Here is a 20712-nt window from a genome sequence, read left to right as displayed (position 1 = left end):
CCCCCGGTCCGAGCCAAATTTATTCTGCGATTGGTGAATGTGCGTGGGTCAGACGTTGTATTCCTCGTAGTCCGCTTCCACGGCCTGCTTCAGCTGTTTCAGGAATTCCGGCTCCGCACTGGTAATGCGGTTCCAGCTGGGAATGAACGGCGTTTCCATCGGGTTCTCCAGAAATGCCTGTCCCGCCTTCACCAGGTTGCTGGCGAACAGCTCCACGGTCTGTTCTTCCTTATGGATATCAAAATTCAGGCCATTGATGATGGCGTCGTTGCGATAGGTCTCGACAAAATCCAGCGCAACGCGAAAGTAAGTGGCCTTGATACTGCGGAAGGTCTCCGAGGAGAACACCGTGCCCTGGGTGGCCAGTTTGCGAAAAAAGGATTTGGCGATATCGATGGACATTTTCGACAGGCCACCGTGCTCGTCATCGAAGGACACGTCCTGGTGTTTGTGGTCGTAGGCGTGGGCGATGTCCACCTGGCACAGTCGGTTGGTGGAATAGTTGCGGTGCATCTCCGACAGTACGCCAATTTCCAGCCCCCAGTCGCTGGGAATGCGCAGGTCGTTGATTACATCGCGGCGGAAGGAAAACTCCCCGGCGAGGGAGTAGCGGAAGCTGTCCATGTACTCGAGGTATGCGGTGTGGCCGTAGATTTTTTTCAGGGTGCGGATCAGTGGCGTAACCAGCAAACGGCACACGCGACCGTTGATTTTTCCGTTGGCTACCCGGGAGTAATAGCCTTTGCAGAATTCGTAATTGAAGTTGGGGTTGGCCACCGGGTAGAACAGGCGCGCCAGCATCATGCGGTCGTAGGTGACGATGTCACAGTCGTGCAGCGCGATGGCCTCACCGCGGCGGGAGGCGAGGATGTAGCCGAGGCAATACCAAACGTTGCGGCCCTTGCCAGCCTCTTTGGGGGCGAGGCCGTCGCGCTGCAGCTGTGCGTCCAGTTCGCGCAGGCGCGGGCCGTCGTTCCACAGCACCCGCACATGCTGCGGCAGTACACTGAACTGTTTGAGCGCATCGCGGTACTGGGATTCATCGGCGCGGTCGAGGCCGATTACGATCTCCGAGAGGTAGGGTACTTCGGCGAGAATTTCGAGAATTCGCGGCAGCGCCTCGCCTTCGAGTTCCGAGTAGAGCGAGGGCAGCAGCAGTGACATGGGGCGCTGTTGCGAAAAGCGGATCAGGTCCGCTTCCATATCTTCGAGGCTGCGGTTGGACAGGTTGTGCAGGGTCGTGATGTCGCCATTCTGGAAAAAGTCGGTCACGTTGTGCTTCCTATTTTGCGTTCGATAAATACCCGCTCTGCTCAGGACGGGAGAAAATTTCCTGTATCGCCTCCGCCCAGCCCTGGGGGCCGATGTTGCGGCTGATGATGACATCGGGGTGGTGTGCCAATTGTTTTGATGGATGGGGCGGTGGGTGTGCGGGTGAGCGCACGATAATGGCGATGTCCGCGACGCTCAGCATGTCGAGGTCGTTGGGACCGTCGCCGCTGGCAATGAGGCAACACGTGCGCTCGCTGTAGTGCTGGTAGATCTGTTTAAGCAACGTCGTCGCAGCACCCTTGTCGGTCTGTCCCAGAAGATGCAGGAAGCGTCCGCCTTGCAGGGTCGCGAACCCGGCGGCGTTGGCGCGCTCAATAAATGCGTGTTTCTGCGTTTCGTCACCCTGCCACAGCAGCGGCTCGGAGTAATCCCGCCGGTTGGCCTTTTCCGCTTGCGCGAGGGTGAGCCCGGTGGCGGCGACAATTTCTGCCGCGGAGGCGTTGGCAAAATTGAGGTAGGGCGCGCTATAGCTGTCGCTGTCGTGGCGGAGGAAATCGAGAATACTGCGGCGGGTTGCACCGGGCTCCAGCACCCAGTAACCCAACTCATCGCGGGCGCATTCCGGTCTCTCCGGGAAATAGCCCTGGGGAATAAAGATCGCCGAGCCATTTTCGCTGATGAACGGGTGGCGGTTGTGCAGGGAGTCCCGCAGTGCCAGCATTTCATCGCGGGTTTTACTGCTGTTCAGAATGACCGGGATACCGGCGGCTTCCAGCTGCTGCAGGGTGCGGTCTGCGGCGCTGTGGGAATAGCTGTAGTGGTCGAGAAGTGTGCCGTCCAGGTCGGTGGCGACAAGCCATTGCGCCCGAGGCTGCATTACTTTCGTCATTCTTATCCGTGTGTTGATTCACTGTCGACGCTGTAAATGTGTGCGTCGTTATCGTTAGCTAATCCAAAAATAGTGCCAGTCGCGGAAAAGTGAGCCACGGCGGTGCCTGCGCAGGTCGGATTGGCGCCCGCTTTGTGCTTTAGCGCTTCAATGTGGGGAGCGGATTGGGCGGGAGCGAAAGTGTTGCACCAAGCTGGTGCGCCTGTCGGTTGGGATGTTCTGTGGGGGTAAATCGCGAGCGCGATATGCCGCCGGCGCTGGGCCGGCGGCACAGGGTTTACATCAGTTGGCGCGAACCCAGGTTCCATTCGGTTGGCGACAGGCGACCGCCTGGGTGCTGCGGGAATCCCCGCTGACGTCATAGCCCGCGGTGTAAGAGCGGCAATATTGATCGCCACGCTGTTCAACCGCGCCAGGGACCACGGTGTAGTTTTCACCGCCCTGCGCATTCTGCCAGCTGATGCTTTCGCCCTCGGGGGCGAATTCCAGCGCCTGGGCGATACAGGCCTGGTTGCTCTGGTCCATACGGCGGCCCACTTCGCCGCCAATCAGCACACCGGCGATGGCGCCGCCGATAGTCGCCGCAGTGTTGCCGCGACCACTGCCGACCTGGTGGCCGATCACGCCGCCGATGAGGCCGCCGAGCACGCTGCTCACCTTGTTATTGCCACAGCTGGTACCCGATGTCTGCGCGGTGGGGCGCCATTCCGGACGGTACTCCGGTTCCTGCACCTGCTGGTTGAACCACGGTGGCAGGACCACAACACGTACGCCGCCGTCGTGGTGATGGTGGTTATCTGCGTAGCGCGGGGCCCGGCAGGTGCGCTCCTCTTTGTAATCGCCGCGGTCGTTCCACTTGCGTTCGACCCGGCAGTTACCGTCCCAATACACTTCTTTCTGCTCGTGTTTGTGGTGCTTGTCGTGCTTCTTCCAGCCGCGGCCTTCGGGCGGATCGGCATACAGTGACATCGACAGGCTGCCACACAGCAGGGCGGCGACGGCGGTAGAGAGTGCTTTCATTGTTCGGTTCCCGTGACGGTTACTTACTTTTGATATGGTTTCCGTTATGGCGTGAATACTATCAATCGCCTTCTGAACCGTAAGTGAATCGGTCTACGTTCCTGATCACAAAAGGTGGAGGAATGTGGGGATACCGAGGGGCAGGGCAGGAGAGGCGCCCGCTAGCACGCAGGAATTGCGACCAACGGGCACGGGTATGGAGGAATCAGGGCGCTACACAGCTCATGCAGCGTACGTATAGCGCGCGGGGGTCTTTGAAGGTTTTCAGCTCCTTCAGCGGCTGCAGTGCCGGCTGCAGGCTGCTGAACCAGGCGCCCAGCGGCAGGTTCTGCTCCACACTTGCGGCGATTTTCGCGTCGACGTTTTCTGCCAGGGCGCGCATCAGTTTTTCGCTCGGGGTCAGTTCACGCTGGATTTCCACTACGTCGTATTTGTCCAGCTTGGCGATCTGCGCGGCGTCGGCAATGGCGTCCTTCAGGTTGCCCAGTTCATCCACCAGCCCCAGTTCGTGGGCCATGCGGCCGGTCCACACCTGCCCCTGGGCGAGCTTGTGAATTTCCTGTGGGGTGCTGTTGCGGGCTGCCGCTACCAGCTGCAGGAACTGCGTGTAGGTGTGCTCCACGCCCTGCTGCAGGATGTCCGCGGCGGCTTCCGGCAGTGCGCGGTCGATGCGCATGGTGCCCGCCAGCGCGGTGGTACCGACGCCGTCGTTATACACGCCCAGGTGTTCGAGGGATTCCTCGAAGGTGGGGAAGGCGCCGAACACGCCGATGGAACCGGTGATGGTGGAGGGGGATGCCCAGATGCGGTCACCGCCGGCGGCAATCCAGTAGCCGCCGGAGGCCGCGACACTGCCCATGGAAATGATCACCGGAATGCCGGCCTCGCGGGTTGCGAGCAGTTCCTGGCGGATGGCTTCGGAGGCGAAGGCCGAGCCACCGGGGCTGTCGATGCGCAGTACCAAGGCTTTGACCTTCTTTTCCCGCGCTTCGGCAATCAACTTGCCGAGGGTATTGCTGCCGATCTCGCCCGCGGGCGCGTCGCCGTCGAGGATGGCGCCGGCGGCACTGATCAGGCCGATCTTGTCATTGTGCTGACGTGGGTCCGGCAGGTTCGCCAGCTTGGTGTGGCGCAGGTAATCCATGACGTCGATGGACTTGTACTGGGTCTTGTCGGCGTCGTCGACACCCACCAGTTCCTGCACTTCGGCGATGGCGGCGCGGCGGCTGAGCAGTTTGTCGACGAACTTGTTGGCCAGCGCGGCATCGGCCCAGCTGCCGCCTTCGGCGCGCAATTGATTGGGCATGTCGGCAATGTAGTTGTCGATGGATTCCGGCGGCAGGTTGCGCAGGCCGGTGACCTGTTCGGTGTACTCACTCCACAGCTGGTGCAGCCAGCGGCTGTTGTTTTCCCGGGAGGCGGGGGACATGTCATCGCGGGTGTAGGGCTCGATAAAGTCTTTGTAATCCCCCACGCGGAAGACGTGGAAATTGACCTTCAGTTTGTCGAGCGCGCTCTTGTAGTAGTTGCGATAGCTGCCGAAGCCGGTGAGCAGCAGCGACCCCATGGGGTTCATGTACACCTTGTCGGCATAGCTGGCGAGGAAATACTGCCCCTGGGTGAAGTTGTCGCCGATGGCATAGACAGGCTTTTCGCTGGCTTTGAAGCGCTGGATGGCCTCGCCGACTTCTTCGAGTTTGCTGAGGCTGGCACCACCGAGGTAGTCGAGTTCCAGTACCAGTGCGGCGATGCGGGTGTCACCGGCGGCGTGGTCGATGGCGTCGACCAGGTCTTTGACACGGGTTTCCTGTGGCGCAGATGGGCCGCCGATAAACGCCGGAACGCCGCTGGGCTGGGTCAGCTCATCCACCAGGAATCCGCTTGGGGCGACCTTGAGTGCGCCGCCCTGGGGAACGGTGATGCGCTCTTCACCACCGAAAATTGCCATGCCGATAAACAGCAGCAACAACAGGAACAGCAGGTTGGTAAACACCCGGCGCAGCCAGGTAATGGCACCGCCGATGGCGCCGAAGATGCGGCGGATTGGTCCGCGGCGAGGTGTTGATTCAGTCAAACCTGAAACTCCTTGTTGTCGGTCTTTTTTAATTCTGGCTTGTTATCGGTCTGTTTTAATACTGGGCGTTCTGCAATTGCACCTGCCAGCGGCTGGTCATCATCGCGGAAACAAACAGGATAAGGCTCAGGGCGGTCAGCACGCCATGCTGCCAGCCGCGTGTAGGCATCATTACGTCGACGATACCGGCGGTGATGTACAGCAGCAGGATAAAACACAGCCACAAATAGCTGCGCTGTTGGCGCTTCCACATGCCCGGCAGAACCAGCAGCAAGGGGACGGTCTGCAGCAGCCACCATTTCACGGAGCCGTCCAGAAACAGGTTCCATACCGCGAACAGTACCAGCAGGCCGGCGTAGCAGACCCAGTTGAGCGTTCTGGCAATTTCCAGTTTGCGCGCTACTTGTGCGGTGTCGATTACCTTGGTTTTTTTCGCCACGTTCAATCTCCCAGCTTCTGCGCAAGTTTGCCGACGCGGGCGCCGAGGGCGCGGCACAGGGTGGTTTCGTCGTTGCTCAGTTCGCCGTTGTTGCCACTGGCCCAGTGAGAGGCTCCGTAGGGGGTGCCACCGGTGGTGGTGTGCATGAGCGCGGCTTCGGAATAGGGGATGCCGGCGATAAGCATGCCGTGATGCAGCAGTGGCAGCATCATCGAGATGAGGGTGCTCTCCTGGCCGCCGTGCAGGCTGCCGGTGGATGTGAAGACGGCGGCGGGTTTGCCGGTAAGGCTGCCGTCGAGCCACATATCACTGGTCTGGTCGAGGAAATATCGCAGCGGCGCGGCCATATTGCCAAAGCGGGTGGGACTGCCGAGCAGCAGGCCGGCACAGTGGCGCAGGTCATCGGCGGTGCAGTAGGGCGCGCCGCTGTCGGGCACCGGCGGCAGGCTGGCTTCGGTGTCCGGGGAGACCGGCGGCACGGTGCGCAGGCGGGCGCTGATACCGGCTTCTTCCACACCGCGGGCCAGTTCCGCGGCCATTTTGGCGGTGGCGCCGCTGCGGCTGTAATACAGGATGAGCACGTAGGGCTCGGAGGCCATCGCAGAATCCATCACAGAAGCTCCAGCACATTTTCCGGCGGTCGGCCCAGTACGGCGGTCTCGCCTTTGACCACAATCGGGCGCTCGATCAGTTTCGGGTGTGCCACCATGGCGGCGATCAACGCGTCTTCTTCCAGGCTGGCGTCGCCGAGGTTCAGTTCCTTGTACGCGTCTTCACCCTTGCGCAGCAGGTCGCGGGCACTGATGCCGAGTTTTTTCAGCAGGGATTTCAGGGTGGCGGCATCCGGCGGGGTTTCCAGGTAGAGCACCACGTCCGGTTCAATCTGGTTTTCCTGCAGCAGCTGCAGGGTCTGGCGGGATTTTGAACAGCGGGGGTTATGGTAGATCGTCCACATCGAAGGGGTATCCTGTTAAGGTTTGGCGTATTCTAACAGCCTGCTGTTGGTCGTCTACGCTGAGGTATGGCGTACTTTCTGGACAAATTGACCGGTTTTCCCCGCAGGATTCATCGGAAATTCCTGGGGTGGCCGCTATATAACAAACTGAGAAGACCCATGACTGAAATGGTGCATCGCTGGCGTCGCTTCTTTACCTCATTGTGGACGGTATTCAACGAAAAAAACTGCCGGCAGAACGCCGCCGCGCTTACCTATATGACGCTGTTTGCGATAGTGCCGCTGGTGACAGTGAGCTACGCCATGCTGTCGCTGTTTCCGGATTTTGCCGGGCTCGAGAACAAAATCCAGCAACAGATCTTTTCCCACTTCGTGCCGGAGAGCGGTCGCGAGGTGCAGGAGTACATCAACAACTTTTCCGTGCAGGCCCAGCGATTGACCGGTGCGGGTATCGCCATGCTGCTGCTCACCGCGGGTTTCCTGCTGAAAAACATCGAGACCACCTTCAATGCCATCTGGGATATTCCCAGGGGGCGCAAGGGGGTTTCCAGTTTCCTGTTGTACTGGGCCATTTTGAGCCTGGGGCCGATCCTGCTGGGCGCGGGCATGGCGGCCACGACCTACCTGTTTTCGCAAAAGGTACTCGCCCAGAACGACAGTCTCGGCCTGTTGCCGAGTGTGTTGCGGGTGCTGCCTTTCATTTTTACTGCCATCGCCTTCACCCTGCTGTTTGTGGCGGTACCCAATTGCCGGGTGCCACTGCGCCACGGGCTCGCCGGTGGTGTGATTACCGCGATAGCGTTTGAGGCGGCCAAGTACCTGTTCGGGTTGATCGTGTCGCGCAGCTCGGTGCAGGCGATTTACGGTGCCTTTGCGTTTGTGCCGATGTTTCTGATCTGGATCTACACCATGTGGATGATTGTGCTGGCGGGCTGTGTGCTGGTGCGGACCCTGTCCGCGTACCACGCCGCCGCGCAGGGGCGCAATTATTCCGATCTGGTGGCAACGCTGGTGCTGATGTCGAAATTTTTCAGCAATTACCAGAAGGGCCTGCCGGTGAGCGAGCAGGATATTTCCCGCGCGGGCATCCGCCCCGCACAGTGGCGGCGTATCCGCGAAATCCTGCAAGCCAACAAGGTGATCGCGCAGACCGACCGCAACGAACATGTGCTGGTGCGGGATCTGGACTCCGTCACCCTCGAGCAGATGCTCGACTGGCTGCACCCGGCGCCGCTGCCGGAGAGCGGCCACCGCGAACTGCAGGTGCGCCCTTGGTATCGCGACGTCGATGCGCGCTTCCGTGAAGCGCGCGATTTCTCACACGCGCATCTCTCCCAGAGTCTCGGGGATCTGTTTCGTGAGTCCATGGCGAAGGAGCTGCTGGAGAAGTCCGTGGAGCCGCTAGCGGAAACCAGGGAGTTGCCCGCACCGGAAAATAACAGCAACGATAACAAGCCTGCCAGCAAAGGAAGCAGCCGCAATGCCCGCGCCAAATCTTCGAGCCGCACCACCAGCTCTTAATCGTTTTGCCCCGTTCATCCTGCTGTTGCTCACCGCGTTTTTGGTTGGCGGGTGTGAAAGCCGCAGCGGCGGCTTGCAGTCTATCGACGGTAAATCTCTGCACACCGAGGGCAAGATTCTGCTGGTGAACTACTGGGCCGAATGGTGTGCGCCATGCCGGTTGGAAATCCCCGAGCTGAATGCCTTTTATCGCGCGCACGGTGACAAAGTCATGGTGCTCGGGATCAATTTCGATCAGCTGCCGGCGGGGCAGGTTAAGCAGCAGGCGGAGAAATTTGCCATCGAATTCCCTTTGCTGGCCAACGCCCCGGAAGGCCGCTGGGGCCAGCCCGTGCCGCAAGTACTGCCCTCCACATTTATCATCGACGCCAGCGGTCAGTGGCGGCGCACCCTGGTAGGCCCGCAAACGGCGGAATCACTTGCCGCGGCCGTGGCGCAAGTACAGCAATAAACGTTAGCGGTGAACGTGCTGCCGCTGGTGTTCGCTTTCAGTTCCCGCTCCAGTGCGGCGATCATCCCGCTGAATGTGGACACCCAGATCGACGAGCTGAAAGTTTCCCCCGCCATCGCCAGCTTCTCCGCGTCCTTTGGCGCGACCATCGGCCAGAACGGCCGCGCCGGCCTGAGCCACCGACATCCGTGTATGGCGGGCCAAAAGTTCCCCCCAGTTCAGGAAAGATTCAGGCAACCCGCCCTAAAGTGCTCCCATAGGTTGTAAAAACCAGAGAAAGACGCCCGATCCGGGTCTCAGGGAGCACGTAACATGATCAAGATTCATATTCTTCGCAAACAGCTGGGGCTGATCGGCCTCTCCGCCTGCCTGCTGGGTGTAAGTGCCCAGGTCGCCGCCGGCGATAGCGGTTACTACCCGAACGATGGCTATGATTACGCCCCCGTCACTTCCGTGACCCCAATTTACAACGACATCCAGGTGGTGGAGCCCCGCACCCAGTGCTGGGACCAGACCGTTGCCTATCAACAGCCGTCCCCCGCCGGCACCATCATCGGTGGCCTGATCGGCGCAGCCGTCGGCCGCGATGCCGCCCGCGGCTACCGTCACGGCTGGGGCCGCCACGGCCACTATCACTCTGGCAACAAGGGTGCCGGTATGGTGGCCGGTGCTGCCGTCGGTGCGATGATCGGCAATGCCGTCAGTCGCGGTAGCGCGCCGGTACAGTACGGCACCGAACAGCGCTGCCAGGTGGTGGATCAGGTCAGCACCCGCCGGGAGCTGGTAGGTTACGATGTGAACTACCAGTACAACGGCCAGATATTTCTGATTCGCACCAACCAGCATCCTGGGGATAGAATCCGGGTTCGCGTAGATGTGACGCCGGTACTGTGATGGCAATGACGGAAATCACAGAAAGTCACCGGTATTCACGGGTCACTGCTTTCGGAATAACAGGAGCTGCATTGTGATACTTCCCGCTACCCCCAGGGCCGCAAAGGTAAAGGCGGCGATGCTACTGGTGACCGGCCTGCTGGCGGCACTGCTGGCCGCGCCGTTGTACGCTGGGCCCGCAGTCGGTGGTGTGCAGGTTGGAGGACACCATGTGGAGCGGAATCCGCTGCCGCGGATCCAGCTTGAGCGCCACGCCGGCAAGGTGGAGCCGCTGGCTGCCGTCCGCGTGCAGAACAAGGGGATTTCCCGCGATCAGGCGGCGTCCCTGGTAAAGCGCCGCTACGGTGGCAAGATCCTGGCAATCAGCGAAGTGCAGCGCAACGGCCGCACCATGTATCGGGTCAAGGGACTTTCCGACAAAAGCCAGGTCTATGTGGTGTACGTGGATAAAGAGACCGGACAGATCTCCGGCTGACGCTGGCTGGGTTGGCGCTCCACACAAAAGCAATAGAGGAATTTTTATGCGCGCACTGCTGGTGGAAGACGAATTCGCCCTGCGGGAACAGCTGGCGACATCCCTGCGCAAGGCCGGTTACACCGTGGACGAAGCCCCGGACGGCGAAGAGGCCCTGTACCTCGGGCGCGAGTACCCCTACGACGTGGCGGTAATGGATCTCGGCCTGCCGAAAATTGACGGTATTGCCGTGATCGAAACCCTGCGCAAGGAAGGGCGTCATTTTCCGATCCTGATCCTCACCGCGCGAGGCCACTGGCAGGAGCGGGTGCGCGGCCTGGAAGCGGGCGGCGACGACTATCTCACCAAGCCGTTCCACACCGAGGAACTGCTGGCGCGACTGAATGCCCTGGTGCGCCGCTCCGCAGGGTTTTCCTCTCCCACCATCAATGCCGGCCCCATCGAGCTGGACACCAGTGCCCAGCGGGTTAAGGTCTCCGGCAGTGAGCTGGAACTCACTTCCTTCGAGTACAAGGTGCTCGAGTACCTGATGCTGCACCCGGATGAAGTGGTGTCGAAAACCACTCTTACCGAACACATCTACGAGCAGGACTGCGACCGCGACAGCAACGTGATCGAGGTGTTTATCGGCCGCCTGCGCAAGAAACTGGATGCTGCCGGCGGGGTGAAACCCATCGAGACCCTGCGCGGGCGCGGCTATCGCTTTTCCGCGGTGAGCTGAATCATTGCTTACTCGCTGGCTGCACTCCCTGTCGGGCCGTCTCTCGCTGATGGCCACCCTAGTACTGCTGGTATTTCTGGTGGTGCTCTCCGGGGTGCTCGAGCGGGCCTACCGCACCTCCCTGGATGAGGCCAAGGCGCGCGAGCTACAGGCGTATATCTATACCATGCTGGTGGTGGCGGAGCCGGATGGCGACGGCCTGCACTTGCCGTTCAATCTTGGTGAACAGCGCTTCAACCAGCCGGATTCCGGCCTGATCGGCGCGGTGATGGATGCCCGCGGCCGGGTGATCTGGCGCTCCCAGTCCGCCGTCAGCCTGCCCAATTTTTCCGCCATGCCGCTGCCGCTGCCGCTGCGCCAGGGGCAGCAGGCGTTTGCCGAGATCCGCTTGCCGGGAATTGCCACCCGCTACAGCAGTTTCCGCCAGGGCATCGCCTGGGCACTGGAGGACAGGGAACTGCTATTCACCTTCGTCATTCTGGAAGATGCGGCGCCGCTGCACGCACAGGTCGAACAGTTCAGCGATACCCTGTGGCGCTGGCTGGGTATCGGTGCGCTGGCGCTGATTGCGGTACAACTGCTGGTGCTGCGCTGGGGGCTGGCGCCGCTGCGCGGTGTGACTCGCGCGCTGCAGGAGATGCAGCAGGGTGGCAGTGACACCCTGCAGGGCAACTTCCCGCGGGAGCTGGTACCGCTCACCGATAACCTCAACCTGCTGATCGAAAACGAGCGCCGCCAGCGGGATAAAACCCGCCATACCCTCGGCGATCTCGCCCACAGCCTGAAAACCCCACTGGCGGTATTGAAAGGCATGGACCTGGCGTCCGACCCGCAGTCCGCACAGGCGGCGCTGGCGGAACAGGTGCAGCGCATGGACGGCATCATCAGTTACCAGCTGAAGCGCGCGGTGGCCGGCTCACCCAAATCCATCCTGCGCGGGGTGGCAGTGCAGCCCATCGCGGAGAAACTGCTCACCGCGCTGGACAAGGTGTACCGCCACAAGCACGTGGATGCAGAGTTGCTGTGTGACGACGCGGTGCTGTTCTACGGCGACGAGGGCGACCTGATGGAAATGCTCGGCAACCTGCTGGACAACGGTTACAAATACGGCGGCGGCAAGCTGCTGGCAAAAATTGCCAACACCGGTGACCAGCGCGGGCTGGAAATGATCATCGCCGACAACGGTCCGGGGCTCACTGAGGAGCAGTGGCGACAGGTGGTCCAGCGTGGAGTGCGCGCGGACCAGCAACAGCAGGGGCAGGGCATCGGCCTTGCGGTTGTGGTGGATATTGTGGAGAGTTACCACGGCAAGATTGCCATAGTGCCACCGCCCGAACGGGATGATGCAGATCTCGGAGGCCTCACCCTGCGGGTCGCGCTGTAACCGGATAAAACGCAAAAATAAAAAGGGATGTTTTATGTTTTTTCGACCACTCAGGAGGTTTCTCCGCGCTCGAAAGTCCGTATTGCTCGCGATTTTCGCATGGATATTAATCGCGCCCGCGATTGCCACCGAAAAGCATTCTCCCTGGCCTGGCGGTGCCGAAGTGGCTGTGGTCCTCACCTACGACGATGCCCTGGACTCCCACCTCGATATCGCTATTCCGCAGCTGAACGAGCGCAAACTTCCCGGAACTTTTTACCTCAGCGGTGCGCGTCCCTCCATCCGAATGCGCCTGCACGAGTGGCGCCGTGCCGCCCAGCATGGGCACGAGCTCGGCAACCACATGCTTTACCACCCCTGCCGCAAATCCCTGTCCAATCGCAGCTGGGTCAAACCCTGGCAGGACCTGGATCAGTACACCCTGGAACAGTTTGTGGACGAGGTACAGGCCACCAACAGTATGCTCAAGGCCATTGATGGTCGGGAACAGCACACCTTCGCCTATCCCTGCGGCGACATGACCGCGGGCGGTGAGGACGTGATACCGGAGTTGAAAAAACTGGTGCCGGCGGCGCGGCTGTTTTCCGCGGACGGCCAGCATCCGATAAGTGATGGCGACTTTTACCGGTTGGCGTCCTTCGACGGTGCCGAAAAAACCGCAGAGGAACTGATCGCCGTAGTGGAAGCGGCGCGGGAAGGCCGCAGCCTGGTGAGCTTTATGTTTCACGGCGTGGGCGGTGATTACATTAGCGTTTCGTCCGAGTCACATCGCGCGCTGCTGGACCACCTGGCGGCACACCCGGACCGCTATTGGGTGGCTACGATGCAGGAAGCAGTGGCGCAACTGAAACAGGAGCAGGCGCGGCAGCAGTTGTAATTTTTGTGCGGGAATGTGGGGCTGGTGCAGGGTCAGTCCGACGTTAACTATGGAAGCAATGTGCTAGCGTTGATGGGATTTTTCTGATGCGTATTTTATCTGTGTTTATATGTATATTTTTATTCGCCTCCCTTGTTGCAAAGAATAACGCAGGTGATAAAGGTCGTGATGTTGAGGTGGCTAATTCATTAAAAGAGTACGGCGTTGCTTCCGGGACTGTGTACTCTATTGGTTTCGAAGATTTAAATAATGATGGTGATGATGAGGCTCTTGTTTTTTTAACTGGTGACTGGTGCGGGAGCGGAGGTTGTACCTTGCTGGTCTTGAGTGCCGATTCTGGTAAATGGAATGTTATTTCCAAAGTGCCAACTCTCCGTTTGCCAATATACAAATTGCGGGAAACTAATGATGGATGGGTTGATATGTCAGGTGTTGAATACGGCGGAGGGGAATTGCAGAAAAAATATTCCAGGTTGAGTTGTAGTTCTGAAAATGGCTATCGGAAGGTTGGCAACATAGATGATATTGACACCATTGGTAAAGTGTTAATTGTTCCTGAGCATCCGGTATTTGTTTCGTTGGAGTGATATTTTAATAATTGGGTGGCCCCATTTGTTTTTCGTTTCAGTTTGACTGTGCCCTTGCATGCCAATACTTGGAATGGCGCTGCTGCGTCAAATATGCGTAAAGGGGGCGGGATGTGATTTTTGAATTGTTAATGGCGGCTCAGGACTGTGACGAAAAAGGTAAAAAATAAAATCGTTTCAGTCGCTTTGTTGGCTTTAGCATTAGTATTATTTGCCTGCGTGAGCGATTTGATTTCAAGTTGCTACGATGCTAAAGGTCAACAGGTTCCCAAGTGGGTGTTTTTTTCGGTAATGATCATATTTTATGCTGTTATAGGGTGGGTGTTTCGGAAATTTTTTGATGCTTTTTCTGTTTCAGGCAAGAAAAAATAAGATGGCGGGAAAGGATAAAAGGGTCGGCTTGGCAGGTCCCCGGTATTCTAGTCGATTGATATGTTTTGGCGGGGTATTATGAGAGGGTTGGCTTTTTTAATTCTTACGCCTGTATTGGGTGTGGTGCTGTATATAAACAAGAATTATATGGGTGGACCTTTGATGGGGAGTGGCTTGCACGCCCTCCTTGGATACTGATTGTTGGGGGAAGAGGAATCGTTAGAGTTGACTTTTTTCTCTCACGCCGGTGTATGCAGGGTTAAGCTTTTTTTGTTAATAAGTGCATATGTAATATTTAACTATTTTGCAATTAGAAATGCTTTATCTTTAAAGTTTGAAGTTGTTGTTTTTGGTGTGCTTTGGTTTTTAATGACATCAGGCTTACTGTTTTTCAAATGGAAAGCCATCTTGGAAAATGCACAATTGAAACCAGTTCGAGAATAGATTGGTACTGTTGAGAAAACAAATGGTTATTAAATGGGGTTGAATAAATGGGGGTAGATCATCTTTATGGTATTAATTCAGTCGAAGGTGTGTGATGCCAAAGTGTTGATCTGACCCCATTTATTTCACTGCCAATTACACCTTGTGGCCGCGGCGAAGAAAATTCGCATCAAATTTACTTATTTCGACATGGTCGCCCAAGTAGGTGCCGAACCACCCTCTGGCCCACTCCTGGGCTCCGCCAGGTGCTTCTTCCAGTTTGACTAGTGTGTCCAAGTCAATTTCTTCCAATACAGGCACTAACGTGCGCTCAATATCATCACTGACTTGGAGGATTGTTTTATCTATCTGATCTCCATAGCCGAGTTGATATAGCTCTGGTAAGTCAAAATCATATTTTGCGACGAACTTTGAATAAAAGTTTGATAACGCGAAGCCCACCTTGTCTGCCGACCATCTTCTTCCGAAGTTAATACATGCGGAATTGCTATCCGCAGGTTCAAACCAAATACCGATAAACAGCCCCGACCTGGAACTGTATATCGCCCGGGTTTGCTGGTAAGGGCTTGATATCGCAGATGGGTCGCTCACAAGTTGAAAACCAAAACCCTCAAGAAACAGTTTGGCCCGCGCATGAAAGCGGAATGCTTCTGTTCCCCTGGTGAAATTGTTGCCAATCTCGACCGTCATCTCCAACCACCCTTAAACGTCAGCGTATGAATAACTGAAGGTAGAACCCTTTTTCTGGGATGGCCATCAGCCGGCAAGCAGTTGCGCATCTCGGTACTTTCTGGGCCCGTGTCTTACCCGGGCTTGCCGGACATAATCATCGGTAGATCGCAGCTGGCCGTCGCCGCGCCGCGCTGGGCGGGATTTGGCGCCGGTGGGAGGGTACAATGCGACCTTTCTCCGACCTCTTTTCCCTGAACCCTTTCCTTTCAACTATGGAGTGCCCTGTGAAATTCCGATCCAATATTGCGCGGATTGCGGTTCCGCTGTTGCTCTGTCCGCTGGCCGCGGTGGCAAATGTTTCGCCGGTGGCACAGAACACCGCGGACTATGCGGTGGAACGCTACGAAGCGGCGATGACCGACACCCTCGCCGAGTTGGTGCAGTTCAAGACGGTGGCGCGGGAAGACCTGCCGCTGGAGCAGAACCCCGAGTTCACCGGTTTCAAAAGCTCCCTGTGCGACACGGCCAAGGGGCTGGGGCTGGAGTGCCAGGACCACGGCTACGTGGTGATCGTGGCACTGGGCCAGGGTGAGGAGAAGATCGGTATTGTCACCCACGGCGATGTGCAGCCGGCCAATCCGGCCAAGTGGCAGAAGAGCCCGTTCGAGCTGGATCGCACCAGCGAGCCGGGCAAGCTGATCGCCCGCGGCAGCGAGGACGACAAGGGTGCGATCGCCACCGCGCTTTATGCGATGAAGGCGATCAAGGACAAGGGCGTGCCCATGCAGCGGCGCGTGGAACTGATTGTCTACCTGGGTGAGGAATCTGACTGGGCGCCCCTGCAGGCGTTCCTGAAAGATTACGACATGCCTACCTACAACATCACCATCGACGCGGATTACCCGGTGGTGACGGCAGAGAAGGGCTGGAGTGAAATCCGCGCGACCTTTGCCGAGGTACCGGTGGCGGACAAGAACAAGCCTTACCTGAGCGACTTCCACGGCGGCTATTTTGGCAGCCAGGTGCCGGACGAGGCCCATGCCAGTATCGTCAACCCGAGCGCAGCTCTGGAAAAGTCTATTCGCGCCCGCGCGGCAAATAACCCGCAGGTGAAGTTCGAGTTCGCGCATAAGGACGGCGTGCTGGAAATCACTGCCCGCGGCGTGGCCACCCACAGTTCCGAACCGCAACACGGTATCAATGCCATTGCCTTCCTGGCGGATGCGTTGGGTAATTACGATTGGCCGGCCAACGCCGCCGGTGCCACGGTGCGCTACATCAACGACCTGATTGGCACCGGCATCACCGCCGAGCAGTTTGGCGATATCGCCTACAGCGATGACTTCATGGGACCGATGACCGGCGCCCTGACCATGGTAAAAGTCACCGACAAGGGGCTGACCAGCCACCTGAACCTGCGCCGTCCCACCGGCAAGACTGCCGAGCTGCTGGATCAACAGATCCACAGCGCCATCGACAGCTGGCAGAAGAAAACCGGTATCCAGATGGCCGATGTGGGCGTGCATCTGGGCGAGCCCTACCGCGCGGATAATGCGCCGCAAGTAGAACCGCTGCTGCAGGTATTCCGTCACTTCACCGGTATCGCGGACGCAGGCCCGGTAGCCATCGGCGGCTCCACCAATGCCAAGCTGCTGCCCAATGCGGTGAGCTTCGGCCCGTCAATGCCGGACAAGGCCTATACCGGTCATTCAGAGCATGAGTTCATCAGCGTGGATCAGATGCGCCTGAACCTGAAAATGTACACGGCGATGATGATCGAGATTTCGAATCTGTAGATCTTTCGCCACGGCGTTTTCTCTAAGAAAAAGGGACTGAATTTTCAGTCCCTTTTTTAATTGCTGCTATTTCTGCGAGGTCGGCTCAGAACCAGTCCCGCTGCATATCAAACGGCACGCGGTTGCCCGTGTCGAGCAGCGCCAGCTGCGGGCCGATTTCCGGTAGTTCCCACTGGATATAGAAGCGCGCGGCCTGCAGCTTGCCGCGGTAGAAATTCTCCTCTTCGTCACTGAGCGCGCTGCCGGTGCTGAGCTTCTGCGATGCGATCAGGGCCTGGCGCAGCCAGATCCAGCTCACCACCACGCGGCCGAAGGCATCGAGATACAGTGCGGCGTTGGCGAGGCCGAGGTCGGCGTCCGTAGCCAATTTCCCCAGCAGATTTTCGGTGGTGCCGTTGAGGCGGGTGAGGCTGTCGCCGAGACACTGCGCCAGTACTAGCAGCTCTGCATCCCCGCTACAGGCGGCGATGGTTTTGCCGATTTCCCCGGCGAGGATCTTGTAACCGGCGAGCCCTTTTGCCGGTACTTTGCGTCCCAGCAGGTCCATGGCCTGGATGCCCTCGGTACCTTCGTGGATCGGGTTCAGGCGGTTGTCGCGGTACAGCTGTTCGAGGGGGTACTCGCGGATATAGCCGGAACCGCCGAGCACCTGAATCGCCAGATCGTTGGCCTTGAGGCAGTACCTGGACGGCCAGGATTTTACGATGGGGGTGAGCAGGTCCAGCAGCTCTGCGGCCTGTTGCCGCTCGCTTTCGGACTCCGCGCTGTGTGCATCCTCAAACAGGGAGGAGGCGTAGAGGCAGAGCGCGAGACCGCCTTCGACGTAGCTTTTCTGCATCAACAGCATACGACGTACATCGGCATGCTGGATGATGGGTACCTGCTTTGACTGCGGGTCGCGGTTGGAGGGCAGGCGACCCTGGGGGCGCTCCTTTGCATACTGCAGCGCGTGCCGGTAGCCACGGTAACCCAGTACCGCAGCGCCGGTGCCAACGCCGATACGGGCCTCGTTCATCATCTGGAACATGTAACTCAGGCCCTTGTGGGGTTCGCCGATCAGGTAGCCGATGGCGCCGCCATTTTCACCAAAACTCAATACCGTGGACGTGGTATTGCGGTAGCCCATCTTGTGCAGCAGCCCTGCGAGCTGCACATCGTTGCGGGTGGCTTCGCTGACGTCACTGGCGGGGATGAATTTCGGCACCAGGAACAGGGAAATACCTTTAACCCCGGGCGGCGCATCCTTGATGCGTGCCAGCACCAAGTGCACGATATTTTCCGTAATCGGCTGGTCGCCGCCGGAGATAAACATTTTCTGTCCGCGCAGACGGTAACTGCCGTCTTCCGCCGGTGTCGCGGTGGTGCGGATGTCCGCAAGCGCCGAGCCCTGGTCCGGTTCGGTCAATGCCATGGTGCCGGCGTAGCGGCCGTCCATCATCGGTGGCAGATAGCGGTTTTTCAGTTCTTCACTGGCGAAACTGTGCACCAGGTTGGCCGCGCCCAGGGTGAGGAAGGGGTAGGCCGCGCTGCCCACGTTGGCGGCGTTGATGTAGGCCATGGCGCTGCGCAGGATCACCTCCGGCAGTTGCATGCCGCCCTCGTCAAAATCGTAGTGGGCGGCGAGGAAGCCGGCCTCGGCAAAAGCGTTCCAGGCCTTGTGGGTTTCTTCCACCAGGGTGACGTTTTCGCCATCGAAGGTGGGCTCACAGGCATCGCCCTTGGTGTAGTGATTGGCGAAGTATTTTTCCGCGATGGTCTTTGCAGTACCCAGAGTCGCGTCGAAGACTTCCCGGGAATGTTCACGGTAGCGGGGGCGTTGCAGCAGGGCCTCGGTGTCGAGAAATTCGTACAGCAGGAATTCGATATCCCGGTCTACCAGATACTGCTCGCTCATAACCACTCCGCCTCAGTTTTATAGGAAGCGGATCAGGGTAGGCAGTGGATGTGGTGACGGCAATGACTTATCAGGTAATGGCCACTGATCAATTTGCTGGGCAGCGACCACCGCCGGGAAAGTCCGCTGCTTTCAGGTGCTCTCGCCACCCTTGATGCCGTCCATTTCCTGTGCCGGCCGGATGGGATGAGGGGCGGCGCTGCCTTTACTGCCGGCACCCGTGCGGCCGGGGATGACGTTGGCCCACAGGCGCGATGACAGCTGTTGTTGACTTTCGCTCCGGTCATCGGCGATCCACTGCACGATGGAGTCGGCCACATCCGGCCAGTCAATATGCACGCCGCGCGGTTGCTCCTGTAGCCAGCGGCCGATGGTAAGGGCATCCATCTTTTCCACGACTTTGGCCAGTTGCAGCTGGGTGAGGGCCATGGCATTGGCCTCTTGCTCGAACTGTCCTTTTAGCGGACGCGATAGGATGGGCTTGCCGAGAGTGAGGGTTTCCGCGATCAGTTCAAAGCCGCTGTTGCAGATCACCGCGCGGGCACTGGCCACATCCTCGCGGAAGCCTTGCACCGAGGGCGCCTTCAACACAATGTTGTCTGCCGCCGGCAGCTCGGTTGGCAATCCGTACACGATGAAGGTGTGGGGTAGTTGCGCAAGCTGGTGCAGCAGTGATTCCGCGTGTTCAAACGGCAGGTACACCAGCACGTGATCCTGTTGTGCCGTATCGGCTTGGCCGTGCGCTTGCGCGATCGGTGGCAATATCGGGTGGCCGAAGTGGTGCCAGTGCATGCCGAGACTCACCTGCACAGGGGCAAACATTTTCATGATGGCACGTGCGGTCCAGCCGAAGCGCGGAGCGGGGATGGCGAAGTCGAACGCGTACTGGTGACCCAGTCCCAGGCTCGGGCACTTGCGCTTCTTCGCCGCCCAGGCGGTGACCGGTTCGAAATCGCTGATCACCAGGTCGAAGTCCTGTACCGGCAGTTCGCGGATATCTTCCAATAAACGACTGAGGTTCAGCTGCTTTGCGGTGGCGATCTGGTCGATCTTTCCTGCCCTGTGCACAAAGGTCAGGCCCTCGCGCCACCAGAATTCGCCGAAGGCCTCCATGGCAAACAGCTTTTCCGGTGGACGGCCGCTGAACAGCCACTGGACTTCCAGCCCCGGAAACTGCCGGAAGGCCTCGGCCATGGCGCGCGCGCGGGAGATATGGCCGTTGCCGGTGCCCTGAACGCCGTAGAGTATTTTCAAGGTGCTTCTCCGTAGAGCCGAGGAAAGATAATTATTGGAATGACCGCTTACAGCAGTGCGCCGCTGAGGGCAAAGCCCACGCTGGTGCCGAGCAGCGCACCGGCACACACGTCGGTGGGGAAGTGCACACCGAGTCCCACCCGCGACGTGCCGACGCCCGCGGCCCAGAAGTAACCCAGCGCCCACAGCGGGTTCAGGCATTGGCTCAGCATAGTCACGAACAGGAAGGCGCCGGAGGTGTGGCCGGAGGGCAGGCTGAAGCGGTCGTTGGCGACGACGATGGAGCGCAGCCCCGGGATGGCATCCGGCGGGCGGTTGCGCTTGGTGGTGTTTTTGATGGTCCAGTAGAGCGAACGCTCAACGGCGAAGGCCGCGCCGCAGGTGTAGAGAAACTCGAGTGCCGCCACCATGTCGATGATCGCCACCAGCAGTGGTGACAGCAGGTACAGCCAGCCGTCAGCAGAGCGAGAGAGAAGCAGGTAGTTCCTGCGCGATGCCGGTCGCGTCGCCCGCTGCGCCATGCGCAGAACCAGGGAGACATCGACCGTTTTAAGTGTGATAGGTAGGCTTCGCATGCCCTAAAAGTACGAAGCCAATGTTGCGCGGACTTGACCGAAATGTGTCAGATCCGTGAAATCTTATTTTGGGGGTGCTTAAGTGTCGATAGTTCTGGGCGAAGGCAAGGTGCCAGGGCGAGTAATTCGAACCGTCGGCGACAGGA

22 protein-coding genes are annotated in these 20712 nt (G+C 59.0%); 11 read left to right on the top strand and 11 right to left on the bottom strand.

The features are described from left to right. Positions 1-48: 48 nt before the first annotated feature. The 7 genes from R5R33_RS03985 to arsC form a co-directional block, all read right to left on the bottom strand. On the bottom strand, positions 49-1272 hold the full coding sequence (locus tag R5R33_RS03985; RefSeq protein ID WP_318954753.1) for a glycosyltransferase family protein: 1224 nt from the start codon (positions 1270-1272) through the stop codon (positions 49-51). Positions 1273-1282: 10 nt separating this feature from the next. Beyond that, on the bottom strand, positions 1283-2161 hold the full coding sequence (locus R5R33_RS03980; RefSeq protein ID WP_318954752.1) for an HAD-IIB family hydrolase: 879 nt from the start codon (positions 2159-2161) through the stop codon (positions 1283-1285). Positions 2162-2443: 282 nt separating this feature from the next. Next, the gene (locus R5R33_RS03975) at positions 2444-3181 is read right to left on the bottom strand and encodes a glycine zipper 2TM domain-containing protein (protein ID WP_318954751.1); all 738 of its coding nucleotides are present in this window, start codon (positions 3179-3181) and stop codon (positions 2444-2446) included. A gap of 205 nt (positions 3182-3386) precedes the next feature. Next, positions 3387-5255 (bottom strand): signal peptide peptidase SppA, encoded by a 1869-nt coding sequence (gene sppA / locus R5R33_RS03970; RefSeq protein ID WP_318954750.1) that lies wholly within the window; start codon positions 5253-5255, stop codon positions 3387-3389. A 55-nt stretch (positions 5256-5310) separates the two neighbouring features. Beyond that, on the bottom strand, positions 5311-5694 hold the full coding sequence (locus R5R33_RS03965; RefSeq protein WP_318954749.1) for a DUF2069 domain-containing protein: 384 nt from the start codon (positions 5692-5694) through the stop codon (positions 5311-5313). 2 nt (positions 5695-5696) lie between these two features. After that, a complete protein-coding gene (gene wrbA / locus R5R33_RS03960; protein WP_318954748.1) occupies positions 5697-6305 on the bottom strand; it encodes an NAD(P)H:quinone oxidoreductase in 609 nt (202 codons plus the stop codon). Next, positions 6305-6649 carry an arsenate reductase (glutaredoxin) gene (gene arsC / locus R5R33_RS03955; protein WP_318954747.1) on the bottom strand — a complete coding sequence of 115 codons (345 nt, stop codon included), beginning with the start codon at positions 6647-6649 and terminating at the stop codon, positions 6305-6307. The genes wrbA and arsC overlap by 1 nt, the downstream gene beginning before the upstream one ends. 159 nt (positions 6650-6808) lie before the next feature. Between arsC and R5R33_RS03950 the strand changes: the two genes are divergently transcribed. The 10 genes from R5R33_RS03950 (at position 6809) to R5R33_RS03905 (ending at position 13931) form a co-directional block, all read left to right on the top strand. Beyond that, entirely contained in the window at positions 6809-8170 is a 1362-nt protein-coding gene (locus tag R5R33_RS03950; RefSeq protein WP_318954746.1) for a YihY family inner membrane protein, read from the top strand. Positions 8171-8243: 73 nt separating this feature from the next. After that, positions 8244-8621: a TlpA family protein disulfide reductase gene (locus tag R5R33_RS03945; RefSeq protein ID WP_318954745.1), complete on the top strand. Its 378-nt coding sequence runs from the start codon at positions 8244-8246 to the stop codon at positions 8619-8621. A gap of 9 nt (positions 8622-8630) precedes the next feature. Then, positions 8631-8888 (top strand): cation:dicarboxylate symporter family transporter, encoded by a 258-nt coding sequence (locus tag R5R33_RS03940; RefSeq protein WP_318954744.1) that lies wholly within the window; start codon positions 8631-8633, stop codon positions 8886-8888. A 45-nt stretch (positions 8889-8933) separates the two neighbouring features. Next, positions 8934-9515, top strand: coding sequence for a glycine zipper 2TM domain-containing protein (locus R5R33_RS03935; RefSeq protein ID WP_318954743.1), 582 nt, complete (start codon positions 8934-8936; stop codon positions 9513-9515). A 73-nt stretch (positions 9516-9588) separates the two neighbouring features. Next, positions 9589-9990 (top strand): PepSY domain-containing protein, encoded by a 402-nt coding sequence (locus R5R33_RS03930; RefSeq protein WP_318954742.1) that lies wholly within the window; start codon positions 9589-9591, stop codon positions 9988-9990. Between the two features lie 46 nt (positions 9991-10036). After that, positions 10037-10711: a response regulator transcription factor gene (locus R5R33_RS03925; protein WP_318954741.1), complete on the top strand. Its 675-nt coding sequence runs from the start codon at positions 10037-10039 to the stop codon at positions 10709-10711. Positions 10712-10715: 4 nt separating this feature from the next. Beyond that, a complete protein-coding gene (locus tag R5R33_RS03920; RefSeq protein WP_318954740.1) occupies positions 10716-12095 on the top strand; it encodes an ATP-binding protein in 1380 nt (459 codons plus the stop codon). A gap of 163 nt (positions 12096-12258) precedes the next feature. Further along, positions 12259-12972, top strand: a complete 714-nt coding sequence (locus tag R5R33_RS03915) for a polysaccharide deacetylase family protein (RefSeq protein WP_318954739.1) — start codon at positions 12259-12261, stop codon at positions 12970-12972. An 86-nt stretch (positions 12973-13058) separates the two neighbouring features. Continuing rightward, positions 13059-13559 (top strand): hypothetical protein, encoded by a 501-nt coding sequence (locus R5R33_RS03910; RefSeq protein WP_318954738.1) that lies wholly within the window; start codon positions 13059-13061, stop codon positions 13557-13559. A 147-nt stretch (positions 13560-13706) separates the two neighbouring features. After that, positions 13707-13931: a hypothetical protein gene (locus tag R5R33_RS03905; RefSeq protein ID WP_318954737.1), complete on the top strand. Its 225-nt coding sequence runs from the start codon at positions 13707-13709 to the stop codon at positions 13929-13931. 579 nt (positions 13932-14510) lie between these two features. On the opposite strand, the gene R5R33_RS03900 is transcribed toward R5R33_RS03905, so the two are convergent. Further along, positions 14511-15065, bottom strand: coding sequence for a hypothetical protein (locus R5R33_RS03900; RefSeq protein WP_318954736.1), 555 nt, complete (start codon positions 15063-15065; stop codon positions 14511-14513). 266 nt (positions 15066-15331) lie between these two features. On the opposite strand from R5R33_RS03900, the gene R5R33_RS03895 reads away from it, so the two are divergent. After that, positions 15332-16843 carry a dipeptidase gene (locus R5R33_RS03895; protein WP_318954735.1) on the top strand — a complete coding sequence of 504 codons (1512 nt, stop codon included), beginning with the start codon at positions 15332-15334 and terminating at the stop codon, positions 16841-16843. Positions 16844-16928: 85 nt separating this feature from the next. Here R5R33_RS03895 and R5R33_RS03890 read toward each other — a convergent pair whose 3' ends face one another. From R5R33_RS03890 to R5R33_RS03880, 3 genes are all read right to left on the bottom strand, one after another. After that, entirely contained in the window at positions 16929-18737 is a 1809-nt protein-coding gene (locus R5R33_RS03890; RefSeq protein ID WP_318954734.1) for an acyl-CoA dehydrogenase, read from the bottom strand. Between the two features lie 132 nt (positions 18738-18869). Next, positions 18870-19991, bottom strand: coding sequence for an MJ1255/VC2487 family glycosyltransferase (locus R5R33_RS03885; RefSeq protein WP_318954733.1), 1122 nt, complete (start codon positions 19989-19991; stop codon positions 18870-18872). Between the two features lie 47 nt (positions 19992-20038). Further along, entirely contained in the window at positions 20039-20566 is a 528-nt protein-coding gene (locus tag R5R33_RS03880) for a phosphatase PAP2 family protein (protein ID WP_318954732.1), read from the bottom strand. Positions 20567-20712: the final 146 nt, after the last annotated feature.

The organism is Microbulbifer pacificus, from assembly GCF_033723955.1.
GTDB lineage: Bacteria > Pseudomonadota > Gammaproteobacteria > Pseudomonadales > Cellvibrionaceae > Microbulbifer > Microbulbifer pacificus.
This window is presented reverse-complemented; position numbering and strand designations above follow the sequence as displayed.

Bases quoted from the DNA above. Each gene is read 5' to 3' on its own strand.
- R5R33_RS03935 (WP_318954743.1), top strand. From the start codon at position 8,934: ATGATCAAGATTCATATTCTTCGCAAACAGCTGGGGCTGATCGGCCTC.
- R5R33_RS03900 (WP_318954736.1), bottom strand. From the start codon at position 15,065: ATGACGGTCGAGATTGGCAACAATTTCACCAGGGGAACAGAAGCATTC.
- arsC (WP_318954747.1), bottom strand. From the start codon at position 6,649: ATGTGGACGATCTACCATAACCCCCGCTGTTCAAAATCCCGCCAGACC.
- R5R33_RS03880 (WP_318954732.1), bottom strand. From the start codon at position 20,566: ATGCGAAGCCTACCTATCACACTTAAAACGGTCGATGTCTCCCTGGTT.
- R5R33_RS03890 (WP_318954734.1), bottom strand. From the start codon at position 18,737: ATGAGCGAGCAGTATCTGGTAGACCGGGATATCGAATTCCTGCTGTAC.
- R5R33_RS03975 (WP_318954751.1), bottom strand. From the start codon at position 3,181: ATGAAAGCACTCTCTACCGCCGTCGCCGCCCTGCTGTGTGGCAGCCTG.
- R5R33_RS03910 (WP_318954738.1), top strand. From the start codon at position 13,059: ATGCGTATTTTATCTGTGTTTATATGTATATTTTTATTCGCCTCCCTT.
- R5R33_RS03950 (WP_318954746.1), top strand. From the start codon at position 6,809: ATGACTGAAATGGTGCATCGCTGGCGTCGCTTCTTTACCTCATTGTGG.
- R5R33_RS03925 (WP_318954741.1), top strand. From the start codon at position 10,037: ATGCGCGCACTGCTGGTGGAAGACGAATTCGCCCTGCGGGAACAGCTG.
- R5R33_RS03980 (WP_318954752.1), bottom strand. From the start codon at position 2,161: ATGACGAAAGTAATGCAGCCTCGGGCGCAATGGCTTGTCGCCACCGAC.
- wrbA (WP_318954748.1), bottom strand. From the start codon at position 6,305: ATGGATTCTGCGATGGCCTCCGAGCCCTACGTGCTCATCCTGTATTAC.